18 protein-coding genes are annotated in these 16,296 nt (G+C 73.7%); 5 read left to right on the top strand and 13 right to left on the bottom strand.

Annotation, left to right across the window (positions count from 1 at the left end):
- The first annotated feature begins 7 nt into the window (after nucleotides 1-7).
- The 3 genes from gdhA to ACIRR8_RS08420 all read left to right on the top strand — a co-directional run bounded on the left by gdhA (nucleotide 8) and on the right by ACIRR8_RS08420 (nucleotide 2,767).
- Complete coding sequence (gdhA, locus tag ACIRR8_RS08430) at nucleotides 8-1,387, top strand: NADP-specific glutamate dehydrogenase (RefSeq protein WP_404060591.1); 1,380 nt, start codon at nucleotides 8-10, stop codon at nucleotides 1,385-1,387.
- 188 nt (nucleotides 1,388-1,575) lie between these two features.
- On the top strand, nucleotides 1,576-1,968 hold the full coding sequence (locus ACIRR8_RS08425) for a helix-turn-helix domain-containing protein (protein WP_404060588.1): 393 nt from the start codon (nucleotides 1,576-1,578) through the stop codon (nucleotides 1,966-1,968).
- Nucleotides 1,969-2,005: 37 nt separating this feature from the next.
- Complete coding sequence (locus ACIRR8_RS08420; protein ID WP_404060586.1) at nucleotides 2,006-2,767, top strand: isocitrate lyase/phosphoenolpyruvate mutase family protein; 762 nt, start codon at nucleotides 2,006-2,008, stop codon at nucleotides 2,765-2,767.
- A gap of 69 nt (nucleotides 2,768-2,836) precedes the next feature.
- Here ACIRR8_RS08420 and ACIRR8_RS08415 read toward each other — a convergent pair whose 3' ends face one another.
- Together ACIRR8_RS08415 and ACIRR8_RS08410 are read right to left on the bottom strand one after the other, a co-directional pair.
- Entirely contained in the window at nucleotides 2,837-3,271 is a 435-nt protein-coding gene (locus tag ACIRR8_RS08415; protein ID WP_404060584.1) for a VOC family protein, read from the bottom strand.
- A gap of 97 nt (nucleotides 3,272-3,368) precedes the next feature.
- Nucleotides 3,369-4,280, bottom strand: a complete 912-nt coding sequence (locus ACIRR8_RS08410) for an alpha/beta fold hydrolase (protein WP_404060582.1) — start codon at nucleotides 4,278-4,280, stop codon at nucleotides 3,369-3,371.
- A gap of 113 nt (nucleotides 4,281-4,393) precedes the next feature.
- On the opposite strand from ACIRR8_RS08410, the gene ACIRR8_RS08405 reads away from it, so the two are divergent.
- Nucleotides 4,394-5,110 (top strand): TetR/AcrR family transcriptional regulator, encoded by a 717-nt coding sequence (locus ACIRR8_RS08405; RefSeq protein WP_404060580.1) that lies wholly within the window; start codon nucleotides 4,394-4,396, stop codon nucleotides 5,108-5,110.
- 88 nt (nucleotides 5,111-5,198) lie between these two features.
- Here ACIRR8_RS08405 and msrA read toward each other — a convergent pair whose 3' ends face one another.
- From msrA to ACIRR8_RS08390, 3 genes are all read right to left on the bottom strand, one after another.
- Nucleotides 5,199-5,864: a peptide-methionine (S)-S-oxide reductase MsrA gene (msrA, locus tag ACIRR8_RS08400; RefSeq protein WP_404060577.1), complete on the bottom strand. Its 666-nt coding sequence runs from the start codon at nucleotides 5,862-5,864 to the stop codon at nucleotides 5,199-5,201.
- 188 nt (nucleotides 5,865-6,052) lie between these two features.
- Nucleotides 6,053-7,162, bottom strand: coding sequence for a hypothetical protein (locus tag ACIRR8_RS08395; protein WP_404060575.1), 1,110 nt, complete (start codon nucleotides 7,160-7,162; stop codon nucleotides 6,053-6,055).
- 183 nt (nucleotides 7,163-7,345) lie between these two features.
- Nucleotides 7,346-8,449, bottom strand: coding sequence for a hypothetical protein (locus tag ACIRR8_RS08390; protein ID WP_404060572.1), 1,104 nt, complete (start codon nucleotides 8,447-8,449; stop codon nucleotides 7,346-7,348).
- A 67-nt stretch (nucleotides 8,450-8,516) separates the two neighbouring features.
- On the opposite strand from ACIRR8_RS08390, the gene ACIRR8_RS08385 reads away from it, so the two are divergent.
- Nucleotides 8,517-9,662: a cystathionine gamma-synthase gene (locus ACIRR8_RS08385; RefSeq protein WP_404060569.1), complete on the top strand. Its 1,146-nt coding sequence runs from the start codon at nucleotides 8,517-8,519 to the stop codon at nucleotides 9,660-9,662.
- A 55-nt stretch (nucleotides 9,663-9,717) separates the two neighbouring features.
- Here the strand turns inward: ACIRR8_RS08385 and ACIRR8_RS08380 are convergent, their stop codons facing one another.
- The 8 genes from ACIRR8_RS08380 to ACIRR8_RS08345 are packed head-to-tail and all read right to left on the bottom strand — an operon-like array spanning nucleotide 9,718 to nucleotide 16,209.
- Nucleotides 9,718-9,972 (bottom strand): hypothetical protein, encoded by a 255-nt coding sequence (locus tag ACIRR8_RS08380; protein ID WP_404060567.1) that lies wholly within the window; start codon nucleotides 9,970-9,972, stop codon nucleotides 9,718-9,720.
- Nucleotides 9,969-10,439 (bottom strand): RNA polymerase, encoded by a 471-nt coding sequence (locus tag ACIRR8_RS08375; protein WP_404060564.1) that lies wholly within the window; start codon nucleotides 10,437-10,439, stop codon nucleotides 9,969-9,971. Before ACIRR8_RS08375 ends, ACIRR8_RS08380 begins: the two co-directional genes overlap by 4 nt.
- 33 nt (nucleotides 10,440-10,472) lie before the next feature.
- Nucleotides 10,473-12,110: a SpoIIE family protein phosphatase gene (locus ACIRR8_RS08370; protein ID WP_404060561.1), complete on the bottom strand. Its 1,638-nt coding sequence runs from the start codon at nucleotides 12,108-12,110 to the stop codon at nucleotides 10,473-10,475.
- Nucleotides 12,107-13,489, bottom strand: a complete 1,383-nt coding sequence (locus tag ACIRR8_RS08365; RefSeq protein ID WP_404060558.1) for a sensor histidine kinase — start codon at nucleotides 13,487-13,489, stop codon at nucleotides 12,107-12,109. The genes ACIRR8_RS08370 and ACIRR8_RS08365 overlap by 4 nt, the downstream gene beginning before the upstream one ends.
- Nucleotides 13,486-14,571 carry an ATP-binding SpoIIE family protein phosphatase gene (locus ACIRR8_RS08360; RefSeq protein ID WP_404060555.1) on the bottom strand — a complete coding sequence of 362 codons (1,086 nt, stop codon included), beginning with the start codon at nucleotides 14,569-14,571 and terminating at the stop codon, nucleotides 13,486-13,488. The genes ACIRR8_RS08365 and ACIRR8_RS08360 overlap by 4 nt, the downstream gene beginning before the upstream one ends.
- Nucleotides 14,568-14,990 (bottom strand): ATP-binding protein, encoded by a 423-nt coding sequence (locus tag ACIRR8_RS08355; RefSeq protein ID WP_404060553.1) that lies wholly within the window; start codon nucleotides 14,988-14,990, stop codon nucleotides 14,568-14,570. The genes ACIRR8_RS08360 and ACIRR8_RS08355 overlap by 4 nt, the downstream gene beginning before the upstream one ends.
- Nucleotides 14,987-15,361: an STAS domain-containing protein gene (locus tag ACIRR8_RS08350; RefSeq protein WP_404060550.1), complete on the bottom strand. Its 375-nt coding sequence runs from the start codon at nucleotides 15,359-15,361 to the stop codon at nucleotides 14,987-14,989. The genes ACIRR8_RS08355 and ACIRR8_RS08350 overlap by 4 nt, the downstream gene beginning before the upstream one ends.
- Entirely contained in the window at nucleotides 15,358-16,209 is an 852-nt protein-coding gene (locus tag ACIRR8_RS08345) for an STAS domain-containing protein (protein ID WP_404060547.1), read from the bottom strand. The genes ACIRR8_RS08350 and ACIRR8_RS08345 overlap by 4 nt, the downstream gene beginning before the upstream one ends.
- Between the last annotated feature and the right edge of the window lie 87 nt (nucleotides 16,210-16,296).

Here is a 16,296-nt window from a genome sequence, read left to right as displayed (position 1 = left end):
TGATCAGATGCCGCTCACCCCTGACCCCGCTCCTCTGTCCGCATCCGCCCACCGGGTCATCGAGTCGCTCTACGCCGAGATCCTGCGGCGCAACCAGGGCGAGAAGGAGTTCCACCAGGCGGTCCGCGAGGTCCTGGAGACGCTCGGCCCCGTGCTGACGCAGCGTCCCGAGTTCGTGGACGCGAGCATCATCGAGCGCATATGCGAGCCGGAGCGCCAGCTGATCTTCCGGGTGCCGTGGGCCGACGACTCCGGCGACATCCACGTCAACCGCGGCTTCCGCGTCGAGTTCTCCAGCTCGCTCGGCCCCTACAAGGGCGGCCTGCGCTTCCACCCCTCCGTCAACCTCGGCATCGTGAAGTTCCTCGGCTTCGAGCAGATCTTCAAGAACGCCCTCACCGGCATGCCCATCGGCGGCGGCAAGGGCGGTGCGGACTTCGACCCCAAGGGCCGCTCGGACGCCGAGATCATGCGGTTCTGCCAGTCGTTCATGACCGAGCTCCACCGCCACCTCGGCGAGTACACCGACGTCCCCGCCGGTGACATCGGCGTCGGCGGTCGCGAGATCGGCTACCTCTTCGGCCAGTACAAGCGGATCACCAACCGGTACGAGTCCGGCGTCCTCACCGGCAAGGGCCTCGGCTGGGGCGGCGCCCAGGCCCGTACGGAGGCCACCGGCTACGGCACGGTCCTGTTCACCGCCGAGATGCTCCGCAGCCGGGGCGAGTCGCTGGAGGGCCAGACCGTCGCGGTCTCCGGCTCCGGCAACGTGGCCATCTACGCCGTCGAGAAGGCCCAGCAGCTCGGCGCGACCGTCATCACCTGCTCGGACTCCGGCGGCTACGTCGTCGACGAGAAGGGCATCGACCTCGCCCTCCTGAAGGAGATCAAGGAGGCGGGGCGGGGCCGGGTCTCCGAGTACGCGGAGCGCCGCGGCGCCCACGCCCGCTTCGTTCCCGGTACGGGAGTGTGGTCGGTCCCCGTGGACGTGGCCCTGCCCTGCGCCACGCAGAACGAGCTGCACGAGGCCGACGCGCTGGAACTCGTACGCAACGGGGTCAAGGCCGTCGCGGAGGGCGCCAACATGCCCACCACGCCGGAAGCGGTCGACGTCTTCCAGCAGGCGGGCGTCGCCTTCGCCCCGGGCAAGGCGGCCAACGCGGGCGGCGTCGCGACGAGCGCGCTGGAGATGCAGCAGAACGCCTCCCGCGACTCCTGGACCTTCGCCCACACCGAGGAGCGCCTCGCCGAGATCATGCGCCACATCCACGACTCCTGCTTCGCGACCGCCGAGCGGTACGGGAGCCCCGGCAACTATGTGGTGGGCGCGAACATCGCCGGCTTCGAGCTGGTGGCGGACGCGATGCTGGCGCAAGGGCTGATCTGACGCATGACGGGAGAGGCGCCGGCCCGTGTGGGAACCCCCGCCGGCGCCTCTCCCACGCGGCCGCTCCGGCACGGCACTTCGCCCTCTTCCAGCGGCCGCTCTGTCACGCCACTTCGCCCTCAGCGGATCCGCCCGGAGCGCAACGCCTGAGCCGTGCCTGCCGGGGGTACGGCTCCTAGGCTGGAGCGGTGACCATCCGAGCGACGAACCAGGCCCGCATCGTCCCGCTGCGCCCGTTCCCGGCGACGCCCGGGCCCACTCCGGCCCGGGAGCCGCTCTGGCGTGACCTCGTCGGGGACGTACTCCGGAGAGAACGGCTGTCCCAGGAGCGGACGTTGAAGGACGTGGCCGACGCCGCGCGGATATCGATGGCCTACCTCTCCGAGGTGGAGCGCGGCCGCAAGGAGGCCTCGTCCGAGGTGCTGGCCGCCGCCGCGCAGGCGCTCGGGCTGAGCCTCGCCGATGTCCTCGCGCTGGCCCAGGGGGAGCTGATCAGGCTCTCCGGGGCACGGTCCCGGACCGAGAGCCTCGGCGCCCGCCGCGCCGGCCCTCCGACGGGCACCGTACGGCTCGCCGCTTGAGCGGATGCCGGGCCGATCCGGGGGTACGGTCCTCGGCATGGACTTTCGCACCACAGTTGAGCGCGCTCAGCGCCTCAAGCAGCTGCACGCCGACCACCAGCCGCTCGTGCTGCCGACCGTCTGGGACGCCTGGTCCGCGCGGACGGCGGCCGCCGCCGGGTTCTCCGCGCTGACAGTCGGCAGCCATCCGCTCGCCGACTCGCGCGGGGCCGAGGACCAGGAGGGGCAGACCTTCGAGGAGGTGCTCGCCGCCGTCCGGCCGATCATCGCGGCCGTCGACATCCCCGTCTCCGTGGACCTGGAGGCCGGGTACGGGCAGAAGCCCGCGGATCTCGTCGCCGGACTGGTCGAGGTCGGCGGCGTCGGCCTCAACATCGAGGACACCGTCCACTCGGAGGGCGGCCGGGTCCGCACCACGCAGGAACACGCGAGCTACATCGCGGGCCTGCGCGCGGCGGCCGACGACGCGGGTGTTCCGGTCTGGATCAACGGGCGCACCGACCTCTTCGCGCACGCGGAGGACGCCGCCGCCGTCCTCGACGAGGCGATCGAGCGGCTGCTGGCCCTGGAGCAGGCCGGTGCGGACAGCGTCTACCCGGTGAAGATCCAGGACGACGACGAGCTGCTCGCGGCCGTGACGGCCGCCGTCTCCGTACCCGTCAACTCCACGGCCCACCCGGTCAAGCACGACCTCGATCGCTTCCGCCGCCTCGGCGTCGGCCGGATCACCTACGGCCCGCTGCTGCAGATGGCGTTGACGGACGCGATGACGGACATGCTCGGCCCCTGGGCGCCGTAGCCGAAGAACGACACGTGCCGTCGGCGCAGAGCCCGGAAAGGCTCTGCGCCGACGGCACGTGCCTCCGCCTCAGTCGAGGCAGAACTCGTTGCCTTCGATGTCCTGCATCACGATGCACGACTCGTTCTCCTCGTCGGCGACCATCACGCGCTCACACACCGCGCCGAGCGCCACCAGCCGGTCGCGCTCGGCCTCCAGCGTGGCGAGCCGCTCCGCACCGACGAGTCCGGTGCCGGCCCGCACGTCCAGGTGGACCCGGTTCTTGACGACCTTGCCCTCGGGGACGCGCTGGAAGAACAGGCGCGGGCCCACTCCCGACGGGTCGGTACAGGCGAACCACGCGTCCCGGTCCTCCGGCGGCAGTGAACTGTTGTAGTCGTCCCAGGCCGCGAACCCTTCGGGTACCGGTGGAACTTCGTACCCCAGCACCTCGCACCAGAACCGGGCGAGGCGCTCGGGCCGCGCGCAGTCGAAGGTGACCTGGACTTTCCTGAGCGTTGCCATCCGGGCAGCGTAATTGCGCGTGCCACCCCATGGCATCCGGGTTTCCGTCCGGCGGCCGCGACGCCCACCCTTGCCCGGTCCGCGAGCGCCCGCACCTCTACGGGCGTCCGCCCGCCCTCGCCCGGTCCGCGAGCGCCCGCACCTCTGCCGCGACCGCCGCGTGGCGCTCGCGCGGGATGTCGTGGCCGACGCCCGGCTGGAGTACGAGGCGGGCGCCGGGGATCGCGGCGGCGGTGGCCCGTCCGGCGGAGGGCTTGAGCAGCGGGTCGTCCGTACCGTGCAACACCAGGGTGGGGACGCGCAGTTCGGCCAGAAGTGGGCCGCTCCATCGGGCGCCGATCTGGCGGGACTGGGCGTCCGGGTCCGCGATCCCGGTGTCCACGTCGGCGGTGATCCGTTCCAGGGCCTCCGCCTCGTCGAACGGGTGGCCCGGCGACGCGCAGAGCCGCGCCACCGCGAGCCCCGCCGCGATCCGGCCCTCCCGGTCCCCGGCGGGCTTGATGCGGGCGAACTTCGCGAGGGTGGGCAGGCGCAGGTGGCGGAAGGCGCCGAGCCCGCCGACATCGCTCGGCAGCGCGGCCGACGAGGTGAGCGTGCGCACCCGGTCCGGGTGGCGCAGCGCGACACGCTGGGCGACGACCCCGCCGAGCGAGTGCCCGAAGAGGTGCGCCGACTCCCAGCCGAGCGCGTCCATGACGGCGACGGCGTCGTCGGCCAGGTCCTCGGCGGTGTAGGCGGCACCACGGCCGGCGGCCAGGGCGGCGAAGGGGTTGCCCCGGGCGGCGGGCTTCGGCAGCCGGGTGGACTCGCCCGCGTCCCGCTGGTCGTAGCGGGCGACGGCGAACCCGGCGTCGGCGAAGGCCGCGCACAGCTCCCCGGGCCACCAGTGCCGGGAGACGGCCAGCCCCATCACCAGGAGCAGCGGCTCGGCGTCCGTGCCCTCCTGAAGCCGGTCGTGGGCGAGCTCGACCGCACCGTTGCGGGCGAAGCGGCGTTCGGTCCAGGCCATGGCGGGCTCCTTTGACTGCCTCATGCTGCTGACTGCCTAATACTGCGATCGATGTTCGCAGTATTAGACTACAGCCGTCCGAAGAGCTGAGGTGCGAGGGAAGGTGGCGGGCCGTGGCAGACGGCGAGACCCGGCCGACGACCGTGTGGTCACGCCCCGAGCGGGGCGCGCGCGGACCAGCGCCCGAGCGGAGCCGGTACGAGATCACCGCCGCCGCCGTCGCCCTGGCGGACGCCGAAGGACTGGCGGCCGTGTCCATGCGCGCACTCGCGCAGCGGCTGGGCACCGGGCCCGCCTCGCTCTACCGCTATGTGGGGAGCCGCGACGAACTGCTGGATCTCATGGCCGACGCGGTCGCGGGCGAGCTGGACCTCTCCGCCGCCCCCGGCGGCGACTGGCTCGGCGATCTCGTCGCCCTGGCCCTCCGGTCCAAGGCCGCCCACACCCGCCACCCCTGGCTCGCGGAGCTGAACGACCGCCGCGGCGAGGTACTCGGCCCGCACGCGATCGACTACCTGGACCACGCCCTGGCGTTGATGGCCCCTGCACCCGGAACGAGCCGGCAGAAGCTGGAGGCGATCGGCCTCCTGGGCGGCCTGGCCACGCTCTTCGCCCGCCGCGGGGCCGCGACGGCCGCCGACGGGGCCACCGGCGCCGGTGACCCGCCCGCCCAGGCGGCCCACCTGGCCGCCGTCGCCGCCGAGGGCCGCCACCCGCACCTGCTGGCCGCCCTCAAGACGGCGGGCCCGCCACCCCCGGTGGGCCCGGCCGAGCGGGACGCCCTGTTCGAACGGCTGCTGCGCCGACTGCTGCCCGCGATGCTCGGCTGACGTCCGCGCGCCGGTCGGCCGCCGCCCCGAGGCGTACGCTCGGCCGCCGCCCCGAGAGGTCGGTCGACGCCCCCAGGGATAGGCCCCCTCAGCCCTCGACCGGCGCCACGCCGATCGGGCAGGAGACTCCCGTACCGCCGATCCCGCAGTAACCGCCCGGGTTCTTGTCCAGGTACTGCTGGTGGTACGCCTCCGCCGGCCAGAACGGGCGGCCGTCGGCCGGGAGGATCTCCGTGGTGATCTCCTTGTGGCCCGAGGCCGTCAGGACCTTCTGGTACGTCTCGCGGGAGGCGTCGGCCGCCGCTGCCTGGGCGGGGGAGTGGGTGTAGACCGCGGAGCGGTACTGGGTGCCCACGTCGTTGCCCTGGCGGAAGCCCTGGGTCGGGTTGTGGGACTCCCAGAAGAGCTTCAGCAGCTCCTCGTACGACACCACAGCCGGGTCGAAGACGACGCGGACCGCCTCCGTGTGGCCGGTCAGGCCCGAGCAGGCCTCCTCGTACGTCGGGTTCTCGGTGTAGCCGCCCTGGTAGCCGACCAGCGTCGTCCAGACGCCCTCCGTCTGCCAGAACTTCCGCTCCGCGCCCCAGAAGCAGCCGAGCGCGAAGTCCGCCACCTCCAGGCCCTCCGGGTACGGGCCCACCAGCGGGTTGCCGAGCACCGTGTGGCGGGAGGGGACGGTGAATTCGGGGACGGGGCGGCCGCGCAGGGCCTGCTCCGGGGTGGGGAGCTCGGGGGTGCGGCGGTTCAGGAACATGCGGGGGCTCCTCCGGGGTCGGGGTCGTCCCCTTACAACAAGGGAGCGGCCACCAGGATTCCGGACGAGGCGGGGCCGGGCCAGGGGCCGGGCCAGGGGCCGGGCCGGATCCCGGTGGCCGCCGGGCCCGCGCCGGTCTCAGGTCCCGGCCCCGAGCCGGCCTCAGGTCCCGGCCGCCTCACCCCAACTCAGCCAATCGCCCGCACCGACTGGTCGCGCAAGGCGCAGTACTCCTCCGCCGGTTCGACCCGGTAGCGCCACGGCAGCGCGTTCACATAGCCGTCCACCAGCCTGAACTGCTCCACCGCCGCCTCGTCGCGGTCCTGGAGCGACAGGTAGTACGCCAGCAGGTGGCGCACCTCCGCCAGGCGCGGGTGGGCCGGATCGGCGGCTGCCACGTCGGCCAGGGCGGCGTCGACCAGGGCGATCATCTCCGGTGTCCGGTCCGCGTCCTGGTCCGTGGTCTCGTCGTGCTCGAAGTGCACGATCAGCGGGAACGCGGTCAGCAGGCTGCCCGGCGGCGCCTTCGCGGCGGCCTCGGCGGCGAACGCCTCGGCCAGCTCGTGCGAACCGCGCCACTTCCCGCACCAGTACTGCACCGCCGAGAAGTGCGCCTCGTAGTGGTACGGCGCACGCTCGGTGATCGCGGACCAGATCCGCTCCATCTCCGTGTGCGGGTGGCCGAGGCCGAGCGCGGTCCATATCCCGGTGATGTACGGGGTCGGGTCCTGCGGGTTCAGCCCGGCCGCCCGCTCCGTCTCCGCGCGCGAGCGCTGCAGCGTGGCGTGGAAGCCCCGGAACTGCTCGCCCGTCGTGTACTGCGCCCGCTTCCCGCCCCGGATGTCCCAGGCCAGGCAGACCGTGCTGCGGGCCCGCACCACCGCCGCGTCCGGGTCGTCCGGGCGGGCCGTCTCCCAGGCCAGCAGCCAGGCGTCGTCCTGCGCGGCCCTGGAGCCCAGCTCGTACGCGTACCCCGACCGGTTCTCCCAGTCGCGCTCGACGGCCGTACGCGCCATCAGCCCGGCGGCCGTCTCCCACTCCCCGCGCGCCACCGCGTCGAGCGCCGCCGCCAGTCCGGCGGGCACCGGGCTCGCGCTGCCGGTGTCCTGGCGGTCCGGCGGGAGCAGGCCGAGCGCCGCGCTCTCCTCCGGCAGCTCGTACGCGCCGTCGGGCCCGTCCGAGCCGTCGCTCCGCCAGCCCTCCCGCCAGCCCTGCACGATGGCTTTCAGGAACCAGAGCCCGACGGCCAGGACGATGAGGCCGATGGGGGCCAGAACGCCCCACAGCAGGATGGTCACGTGGTCTCTCTCTGTGAGGGACCGCGGTTGTCCATCGGCCGGTTTCCCCCCACGGGAACGAAGTGGGCAAGACGCGCGTCGACGGCAGGAGTCGAACGTGCGTGTGAGGGGAACCGGAGTATGCCGTACCGGGCGGGGCGGCGGCAACGCGGATACGCCGCAGGTCGCGGGCGGTGCCCCGCCTCAGTGCGGCAGCGTCGCCGGAGAGCCGCCGTTCGCCTCGTAGCCGGCCACCGCCAGCGCCCGGTACACCGCGTACTGCGCGGCCGGGTCCGCCTCTGCCGTCCACGGCAGCGCGCCGACATGGCCGTCGATCAGGACCAGCTGGTGCATCGCCTCCGACCACCGCTCCATGTGGACCAGGAAGAGGACCAGCAGGTGGCGTACGTGGGCGAGCATCGGGTCGTCGGGGCGGGCCGCGTGGACCGCGAACATCGCGCCCTCCACCGCCCTGGTCACCACCTGGCTGCGGTAGAAGCCCTGCACGAGGTTGACCTCCGGCAGGTGCTCGTACACCGCGAACAACGGCAGCGCGGCCAGCAGCGAACCTTGCGGGGCGCGGGCGGCGGCGGCCGTGGCGAAGGCCTCGGCGTCCTTGCGGGAGCCGTGCCACCGCTCGGAGTGGAAGTGCAGCGCCGCGATGTGCGCGCCCATGTGCGCCGGGGCCCGGTCGATGATCTTCGCCCAGAGCTGGTCGAACTGCTCGGGGGTGTAGCCCAGGCCCCGGGCCACCGCCAGCTCCACGATGTACGGCACCGGGTCACCGGGTGCGAGGAGCGCCGCCTCGCCGCAGACGGTACGGGCCTCCTCCAGGATGATCCGGAAGTCGTCGGTCCCGGCCGACGAGGAGCGCCACGCCTGCTGCACCAGGAACTCCGCGTGCACCGCCGCCCCGCCCGCGTCCTTCGGCGCCTCCGCCCGCCAGGCCCGCAGCCAGGAGCCGCCCTTGCCCGGCTGCTGGGCCAGCTCCAGCGAGGCCGCGCCCGCGAAGGCCTGCACCCGCTGCCAGCGGACCTCGCCCTCCTTCGGCGTACCCGCGAGCAGCTGCGAGGCGGCCCGCCACTCCTGGGTGGCCTGGACGACGTCGAGGACGTCCAGGAGGTCCTGGTCCGGGCCCGGCATCCGGACGTCCAGCTCCTCCTGGCGGGCGAAGCCGTACGTGTCGGGGTCGGCGGCGTCCGGCGAGCCCGGCGCGACCTGGCGGATACCGCCCCGCCGGCGCATCACCCAGGGGCCGACGATCGCGGCGAGCATGCACATCGCGAGCAGGAACAACAGAATCTCCATGGACCCATTGTCCCCGGAGCCCCCGAGTGGCCGGTACGGACCCTCGTGACGAACTACGCTCGGGCCCATGAGCGACCAGCACAGCTTCGAGACCCTCGCCATCCACGCGGGGAACACCGCCGATCCCCTCACCGGTGCCGTGGTCCCGCCCATCTACCAGGTGTCCACGTACAAGCAGGACGGCGTGGGCGGACTGCGCGGCGGCTACGAGTACAGCCGCAGCGGCAACCCGACCCGGACCGCCCTGGAGGAGAACCTGGCGGCCCTGGAAGGCGGCCGCCGCGGGCTCGCCTTCGCCTCCGGCCTCGCCGCAGAGGACACCCTCCTCCGTACGCTGCTGACCCCGGGCGACCACGTGGTCATCCCGAACGACGCCTACGGCGGCACCTTCCGGCTCTTCGCCAAGGTCGCCGCACGCTGGGGCGTGGAGTTCTCGGTGGCCGACACCTCGGACGTGGCGGCGGTCCGGGCCGCGATCACGCCGCGTACCAAGGCGGTCTGGGTCGAGACGCCCTCCAACCCGCTGCTCAACATCACCGACATCGCGGCCGTCGCGCAGGTCGCGCACGACGCCGGGGCCCGCCTCGTCGTCGACAACACCTTCGCCTCGCCCTACCTCCAGCAGCCGCTGGCGCTCGGCGCGGACGTCGTCGTGCACTCCACCACCAAGTACATGGGCGGCCACTCCGACGTCGTCGGCGGCGCGCTCGTCGTCGGCGACCAGGAGCTCGCCGACGAGCTGGCCTTCCACCAGAACGCGATGGGCGCGGTCTCCGGCCCGTTCGACGCCTGGCTGGTGCTGCGCGGCACCAAGACGCTCGCCGTCCGCATGGACCGCCACTCCGAGAACGCCACCAAGATCGCCGACCTGCTGACCCGCCACCCCAAGGTCTCCCAGGTCTACTACCCGGGCCTGCCCGAGCACGCCGGCCACGACATCGCCGCCAAGCAGATGAAGGACTTCGGCGGCATGGTCTCGTTCCGGGTCGCGGGCGGCGAGGCGGAGGCGCTCAAGGTCTGCGAACGGGCCGAGCTCTTCACCCTCGGCGAGTCCCTCGGCGGCGTCGAGTCGCTGATCGAGCACCCCGGCCGGATGACGCACGCCTCCGTCGCGGGCTCCCTCCTGGAGGTCCCCGCCGACCTGGTCCGCCTCTCCGTCGGCATCGAGAACGGCGACGACCTGGCCGCCGACCTCACCCAGGCCCTGGGCTGACCGGGAAACAGAGCCCCGGGGGCCCGTCCGGCGCAGGGCGGGCCCCCGGCACCTTTCACCGCCCCTCCAGCGGCGGCGTCACCTCCGCCGGGTCCGGCAGCCACGGCTGCTCCACCCAGGCCCACACCAGGAACGCGGCGAACACCGCCGCCGCCAGCCACCAGGCCGTACGCCGCACCGCGCGCCGCACCCGCAGCAGCCGGGTCCCGCGCCGCGCGGCCCGGGCGGCCAGCGCGGCCGGCACCGCCGGGTGCGGGCCCTCCAGCAGCCGCCGGACCTCCTCCGCCCTGCGGTCCCGGCCCCCGGTCACCGCGCCACCCCGAAAGCCCCCCGAGTGCCCGCGCGCATCGCCGCGACCGAGCGGTCGCAGACGGCCCGGATCCGGTCCGGCGGAAGGCCCAGCAGCGCCGCCGCCTGGTCCTCGCCGACCTCCTCGTACACGCGCAGCACCAGCACCAGCCGCTCCAGCGGCGCGAGCCGGTCCAGCACACCGCCGAGCGGCCGCCGGTGGCGCCAGGCCTCCCGCGCGAAGCGGACCGCCAGCTCCTGGCGGGTGCGGTCGTACGGGTCCTCGCCGCGCAGCCGGTCCCACTCCGCGTACGTGCGTGCCAGCGCCGCGCAGAGCAGCCGCTCCGCCCGCACGCCGGTGGCCGCCGGTGCGGCCGGCTCGGCGGTGAGCAGCGTCGCCGTGTGCAGCAGCCGGCCGCCCGCGCCCGCCACGAAGGCCTCGAACTCCTGGGCGCGGAGCCGGTCCCGGTGGGTCTGCCGCTCTCGCATGCAGCACATCCGAGCCCCGGCACCCGGGTGCGGTCAAGAGGGCCGACGTGACGGGTCCGGGGCGTCGTCCAGCTGGAGTGCGAGCAGCGCGATGTCGTCGTCCTTGTCCTCGCCGAACGCGCCGAGGAGGGCGTCGCAGAGGGCCTCCAGCTCCCGGGGACCCTCCAGCGTCGCGGCGCGGAACGCCGCCAGGCTGTCGTCGAGATCCTGGGTGCGCACCTCCACCAGGCCGTCGGTGATCAGCAGGACCCGGGTGCCCGGGGCGACCTGGTGGACGCGGGCGGGCGGGTGCGGCAGCCGGAGGCCCAGCAGCGGGCCGTGCTCGTGGAGGTAGACGGCGGCGCCGTCGGGGGCGAGCAGGAGGGGTGGGATGTGACCGGCATTGGCGACGCGGATCCGGCTGCCGTCCGCGTCGACCAGGACCAGGCAGAGCGTCACGGTGAGGCCGGGCCGGGTGTGGGCGAGGAGGGCGTCGAGGCGCTCCAGCACATGGTGGGGCGGGTGGCCCTCCAGGGCGTAGGCGCGCAGCGCGTGGCGGATCTCGCCCATGACCGTCGCGGCCACCAGCGAGTGCCCGGCCACGTCGCCGATGGCCAGGAGTAGCCCGTCCGGCGTCTCCAGGGCCTCGTAGAAGTCGCCGCCGATCTCCGCGTGGTCGGAGGCCGGGAGGTAGCGCACGGCGAGCGAGACGCCCGGCACCGCCGGCAGCCGGTCCGGCAGGAAGGTGCGCTGGAGGGCGAGCGCGAGGGCGTGCTCCTCGTTGAAGGTACGCAGCGCCTCCAGGGCCAGCGCGCAGGCGTTGACGAGCTGCTGGAGGAGCTCCCGCTCGTCGGTGGTGCGGGCCGCGCCGGCGGGTACGGCGACGCAGACGGGTGGCCGGTTGCGCTTGGTCCGGGCCACCACCAGCACGACGTCCCCGTCGATCGGGTCGAGCGGCAGCAGCGCCCTCCAGCGGCTGTGCGGTACCGACGTGACCTCGATGCCGGTGTCGCCGCCGAGCGAGAAGTCGGCCAGCCGGTCCAGCAGCTCGGCGCCCGCCGGCGCGGAACGGGGGACCGCGTCGGGTCCTGCGGCGTGGCTGTGCACCGGCTGTCCCTGCGGGCTCAGGAAGACCGCGGTGGCGGGGGCGGACATCAGAGCCGCGGCGCCACCGGTCGCCGCGGCGCTGAAGGAGTGGAAGCCGACGGCTCGGTAGACGTCCAGGGTCGCCCGGTTCAGCACGGCCAGCCGCAGGGTCAGCAGCTCCGCCCGGCGCCGGGCCCGCGCGTAGCGCAGCGCGGCCGTCACGGTGGCCAGGAACTCGCCCGGGTCGATGGGCTGGTCCAGATAGGCGTCCGCGCCCCGGCTGAGCCCCTCCGTGTGGTCCTCGGCGTTGACGGCGACGGCCGAGACGTGGATGACCGGCAGATAGGCGGTGCGCGCGTCGGCCTTGATCCGCTCGCAGACCTCGAAGCCGGTCATGTCCGGGAGCTGTACGTCGATGACGGCCGCTTCCGGCAGCGGGCTGCCGGCCGACGCGAGCAGGGCCAGCCCCTCGGTGCCGTCGGCCGCGCCGACGACCGTGTGCCCGGCCCGGGTGAGCCAGCTCGTGAGGATGTAGCGGTTGGTCTCGTCGTCGTCGATCACCAGGACGGTTCCTGGCGCACTGTCGACGCGGGCGGTCTCGTTCACGGGTCGGTCTCCGGGGCGGGTGCGGACGGCGAGGGCGCGGGCACGAAGGGCAGCTCGACCTCCACCCGGGTACCCGCTCCGAGGGTGCTCGACAACCGGAGCGTGCCGCCGAGGAGTTCGGTGAGGGTCCGGGCGTACGGGAGTCCGAGGCCGGTGCCCCGGTGGACCCGCTGGAGCGGTCCCCGTACCTGGTAGAACTCCTCGAACACCCGGGCCAGTTCGTCCTCCGGGATGCCGACGCCGGTATCGGTGACGGTGAAGGCCATCCACGGCGGGTCCACCCGGAACTCCAGCCGGACCTCGCCCTGCTCGGTGAACTTCAGGGCGTTGGAGAGCAGGTTGCGCAGGATCCGCGTCAGCAGGGCCTCGTCGGTGACCGCCACCGGGAAGGCGGCGGGCTCGGGCATCAGCAGGACGACGCCGGGCGCTCCCGTACCGCGCATCACGGCACCCAACTGGGCCAGCAGCGCGCGCAGATCGGTCGGCGCCGCGCTGATCTCCAGCTGGCCCGCCTCCGCCTTGGCCACGTCCAGCAGGTCGCCGACCAGCGAGAGCAGGGACTGCCCGGAGGCGTCGATGAGGGAGAGCTGGCGGCGCTGCTCGTCGGTGAGCGGGGCGGAGCCGGGGGCCATCAGCAGCCGGGTGAGGGCCACCACCGCGTTCACCGGGGTGCGGAGCTCATGGCTGATGTTCCGCCAGAACCGCGTCTTGGCCTCGCTGGTCTCGCGCAGCCGCGCGGATTTCTCCTCCAGCTCGGAGTGGAGGGCCACGACCCCGCTGTTCGTCTCCTCCAGTTCCTGCGACAGCTCGGTGTAGAGGGCCAGGACGCCGCGGTTGGTCTCCTCCAGCTCCTCGTTGAGGCGGCGCATCTCCTCGCGCTGGGCCCGGGTCTCCTCCAGGGCGGCGATCAGGTCGCGGGTCTGGGCCCGCAGGTCGTCGGCGAGGGTCGGCGAGGCGTGCCGGCTCAGCGCCTCCCGCACCCCGCGCCGCGCGTCCGGGCCGTCCGCCCAGCTCGCGGGCAGCGGGTGCTCGGCGACGATCCGACCCCCCGGGGCGGCGGGCTCGTGGCGGACACGGTGCAGGAGCCGGGCGGCCGGTTCGAGATCGGGGGCCGCCTTCGTACCGCCTGTCCACACGAAGACGACGGAGAGCACCGCCTCCGGGCCCGCCGGCACGGCGAAGGACACGGTCAGGCCCGTGCAGCCGAGCCGGTCGCGGCCCAGCTCGCTCAGCGCGGTGGCGATGCGCACCTGGTCCTGGCGGTCCATCCCCAGGGCCGCCGCCGCGCTCTGCCCCGTGCGGCGCAGGGCGAAGACGTCCCGCGCCGTGGTGAGTTCGTACGCCGCGAGGGTGGCCGGGTCCGGTACGCCTCCGCTCACCAGGCCCCCTTGACGACCAGGATCCCCGCGTCGTCGCGGCGGACCCCGGCCTCGCGCAGCAGTTGGCCCGCCATCACGGCCGGGCTGTGCCGGAGCAGGCCGGGCAGGTCGTCGGCCTTCCACCGCTCGGTCAGCCCGTCGGAGTGCATGACCAGCGCGCCGCCCGGCTTCAGCGGCAGCTCGAAGGTGCGCAGGCTCCGCATCTGCTGCCCGACGATGCCCGGTGCGGACAGCAGGCCGTTACGGGATTCGGGGCCGAGCAGGACGCCGCTCACGTTGCCGATGCCGCAGTAGAGGAGCCGCTTACGGCCCGGCTCGATCCGGGCCACCGCCACCGCGCCGCCCCGGGTGCCGCGCAGCGCCGCGTGGATGTCGCGGAGCAGGCCCTCCGGGTGGCGGGCGGTGCTCCGCCGGAACGCCGCGACCGCGGCCTCGGCGGCGAGCGCGGCGAGCGGCCCGTGGCCCAGCCCGTCGCAGAGCATGGCCAGGACCGCCGGCTCCGCGGACGGGGCGGAGCCGCCGGCGAACGGGCGGGACCCCTCCGTACCGCCTTCGTCCACGCGTACGGCCCAGGCGTCACCGCAGCTCGTCTCGCCGCTGATGGGCCGGGTCAGCCCCGAGGCGACCGACGGCACACCGCCGGTGGGTGCCGCTCCCGCCTCGCGCGCCCAGAACTGCGCGGCCATGACGGTGCCCCGGCCCGGCAGGGAGTGGATGTCGAAGGCGTCGGCGAGCCGGGCCACCGCGCCGAGCCCGATGCCCAGCGTCCCCGCGGAGGACGCGCCGTCCGACAGAGCCGCCTCCACATCGGCGATGCCGGGGCCGGTGTCCACGGTGACGAACTCGACGCCCGCCTGTTCCGGGGTGCGCAGGACGCGGAGCAGCAGCGCGCCGTCGCTCGCGTGGCGCTCCAGGTTGGTCGCGGCCTCGGTGACCGCGAGGGCGACTTCGGAGGACCGGTAGGCGTCCATGCCGATGCGCCGGGCCAGGGTGGCGGCGGCGCCCCGGGCCGCCGAGGGCATCTCGGCGGCGGCGCGGAACCACTCCACGTCCTCCTGGTCCAGGACGCTCAACGTCGTCATCGCGCCCACTTGATGATGGTGACGGTGGTGCCGCGGCCCACCTCGGTGTCGAGGAAGAACTCGTCGACCAGCCGCCGCGCCCCGCTCAGCCCGAGGCCCAGACCGCCGCCGGAGGTCCAGCCGTCGGTGAGGGCCAGCTCGGTGTCGGGGATACCGGGCCCGGAGTCGGCGAAGACGGCCGCGACCCCGCGCCGCCCGTGCCGTTCCACCGGTCCGGCCCGCATCTCCCCGCCGCCGCCGTACACCAGGGTGTTGCGGGCGAGTTCGCTGGCGGCGGTGATGAACTTCGTCTGGTCGACCAGGGAGAGCCGGCACGCCTGCGCGAACGTGCGGACCTGCTGGCGGGAACGGACGACGTCGTCGTTCTGCGTGATCGGCTGCGTCTGCGGTGGTGCCTCCACCGCCCAGGGGACGGTCACGGCAGTTCCGCACCGGTCGCAGACCGGCGCAGCAGCGCGAGTCCCTTCTCCAGGTCGAGCGCGGTACGGACGCCGCCGAGCGACAGTCCCAGCTCGACGAGGGTGATGGCCACGGCGGGCCGCATGCCCACGACCACGGTCTCGGCGTCGAGGAGCCGGGATATGGAGGCGATCGTGGCCAGCATGCGGCCGACGAACGAGTCGACGATCTCGACCGCGGTGATGTCGATGACGACCCCGCGGGCCGCCCGCGCCACGATCTGATCGGCCAGGTCCTCCTGGAGGTCCAGCACCGTCTGGTCCTCCAGGTCCACCTGGATCGAGACGAGGAGGATGTCACCGATCCGCAGGACCGGTACGCGTTCGCTCATCGGCGCGGTCCCTGGTGGGCGACGAGGTCGACGCCGGACTTCTTCAGCGCGTGCTGGAGCGCGTCGGCGAGGGTCGCCTTGGTGACGATGTCACCGAACTCGATGCCCAGCGCGACGATGGTCTGCGCGATCTGCGGACGGATACCGGAGACCGTGCACTCCGCGCCCATCAGCCGGGCCGCGACGACCGTCTTGAGCAGGTGCTGCGCGACCTGGGTGTCGACGGCGGGGACGCCGGTGATGTCGATGATGGCCTGCTCGGAGCCGGTGTCCACCAGCGCCTGGAGGAGCTTCTCCATCACCACCTGGGTGCGGGCCGAGTCCAGGGTGCCCACCAGCGGCACGGCGATGACCCCGTTCCAGAGCTTCACCACGGGCGTCGACAGCTCCATGAGCTGGGCCGCCTGCGAGCTGATGATCTCCTCGCGGGTGCGGGTGTACGTCTCGATGGTGAAGAGGGCCAGGTCGTCGAGGACGCGGCTCAGCCGCAGGTACCCGGCGGTGTCCTGACCCGATCCGTCCGCCAGCGCCGGTTCGAACGCCCGCTTGAGCGCCAGCACGCTGATCGCCGTCTCGCTGGGCGTGAAACCCTGCCGGGCCCGGTTGCGCGACAGCTCGGTCAGCAGCGCCCGGGTCTCGGAGAAGTTGTCGCCGCGCGCGTCCTCGCCGCCCGCGGCGAACGCGTCCGCGAGCGCCGCGTACAGTTCACGCAGCTCCCGGTCGACCTCGGCCTTGCTGATGCGGCCCTTGAGCGAACCCGCGACGCCGTCGATCCACTCTCCCTCGACCCGCTCGCGGTCGGCGGACAGGAGTCCCGCCAGATCGCTCTTGCTGTCCTGCTTGGCCATCGCCCGCGCCCCTTAAAGATAAAAAGTATCCCTCTGGCAACTCTTCGCGAAGCGTACGGCAAGGCCCCTGCCGCCCGGCGGGGACAG

Origin of the sequence: Streptomyces sp. NPDC101178 (assembly GCF_044767965.1) — a bacterium.
Lineage (GTDB): Bacteria > Actinomycetota > Actinomycetes > Streptomycetales > Streptomycetaceae > Streptomyces.
This window is presented reverse-complemented; position numbering and strand designations above follow the sequence as displayed.

Excerpts from the sequence above, each read along its gene's own strand:
- gdhA (WP_404060591.1), top strand. The coding sequence starts at position 8 with ATGCCGCTCACCCCTGACCCCGCTCCTCTGTCCGCATCCGCCCACCGG.
- ACIRR8_RS08420 (WP_404060586.1), top strand. The coding sequence starts at position 2,006 with ATGGACTTTCGCACCACAGTTGAGCGCGCTCAGCGCCTCAAGCAGCTG.
- ACIRR8_RS08415 (WP_404060584.1), bottom strand. The coding sequence starts at position 3,271 with ATGGCAACGCTCAGGAAAGTCCAGGTCACCTTCGACTGCGCGCGGCCC.
- ACIRR8_RS08410 (WP_404060582.1), bottom strand. The coding sequence starts at position 4,280 with ATGGCCTGGACCGAACGCCGCTTCGCCCGCAACGGTGCGGTCGAGCTC.
- msrA (WP_404060577.1), bottom strand. The coding sequence starts at position 5,864 with ATGTTCCTGAACCGCCGCACCCCCGAGCTCCCCACCCCGGAGCAGGCC.
- ACIRR8_RS08390 (WP_404060572.1), bottom strand. The coding sequence starts at position 8,449 with ATGGAGATTCTGTTGTTCCTGCTCGCGATGTGCATGCTCGCCGCGATC.
- ACIRR8_RS08385 (WP_404060569.1), top strand. The coding sequence starts at position 8,517 with ATGAGCGACCAGCACAGCTTCGAGACCCTCGCCATCCACGCGGGGAAC.
- ACIRR8_RS08375 (WP_404060564.1), bottom strand. The coding sequence starts at position 10,439 with ATGCGAGAGCGGCAGACCCACCGGGACCGGCTCCGCGCCCAGGAGTTC.
- ACIRR8_RS08360 (WP_404060555.1), bottom strand. The coding sequence starts at position 14,571 with ATGACGACGTTGAGCGTCCTGGACCAGGAGGACGTGGAGTGGTTCCGC.
- ACIRR8_RS08350 (WP_404060550.1), bottom strand. The coding sequence starts at position 15,361 with ATGAGCGAACGCGTACCGGTCCTGCGGATCGGTGACATCCTCCTCGTC.
- ACIRR8_RS08345 (WP_404060547.1), bottom strand. The coding sequence starts at position 16,209 with ATGGCCAAGCAGGACAGCAAGAGCGATCTGGCGGGACTCCTGTCCGCC.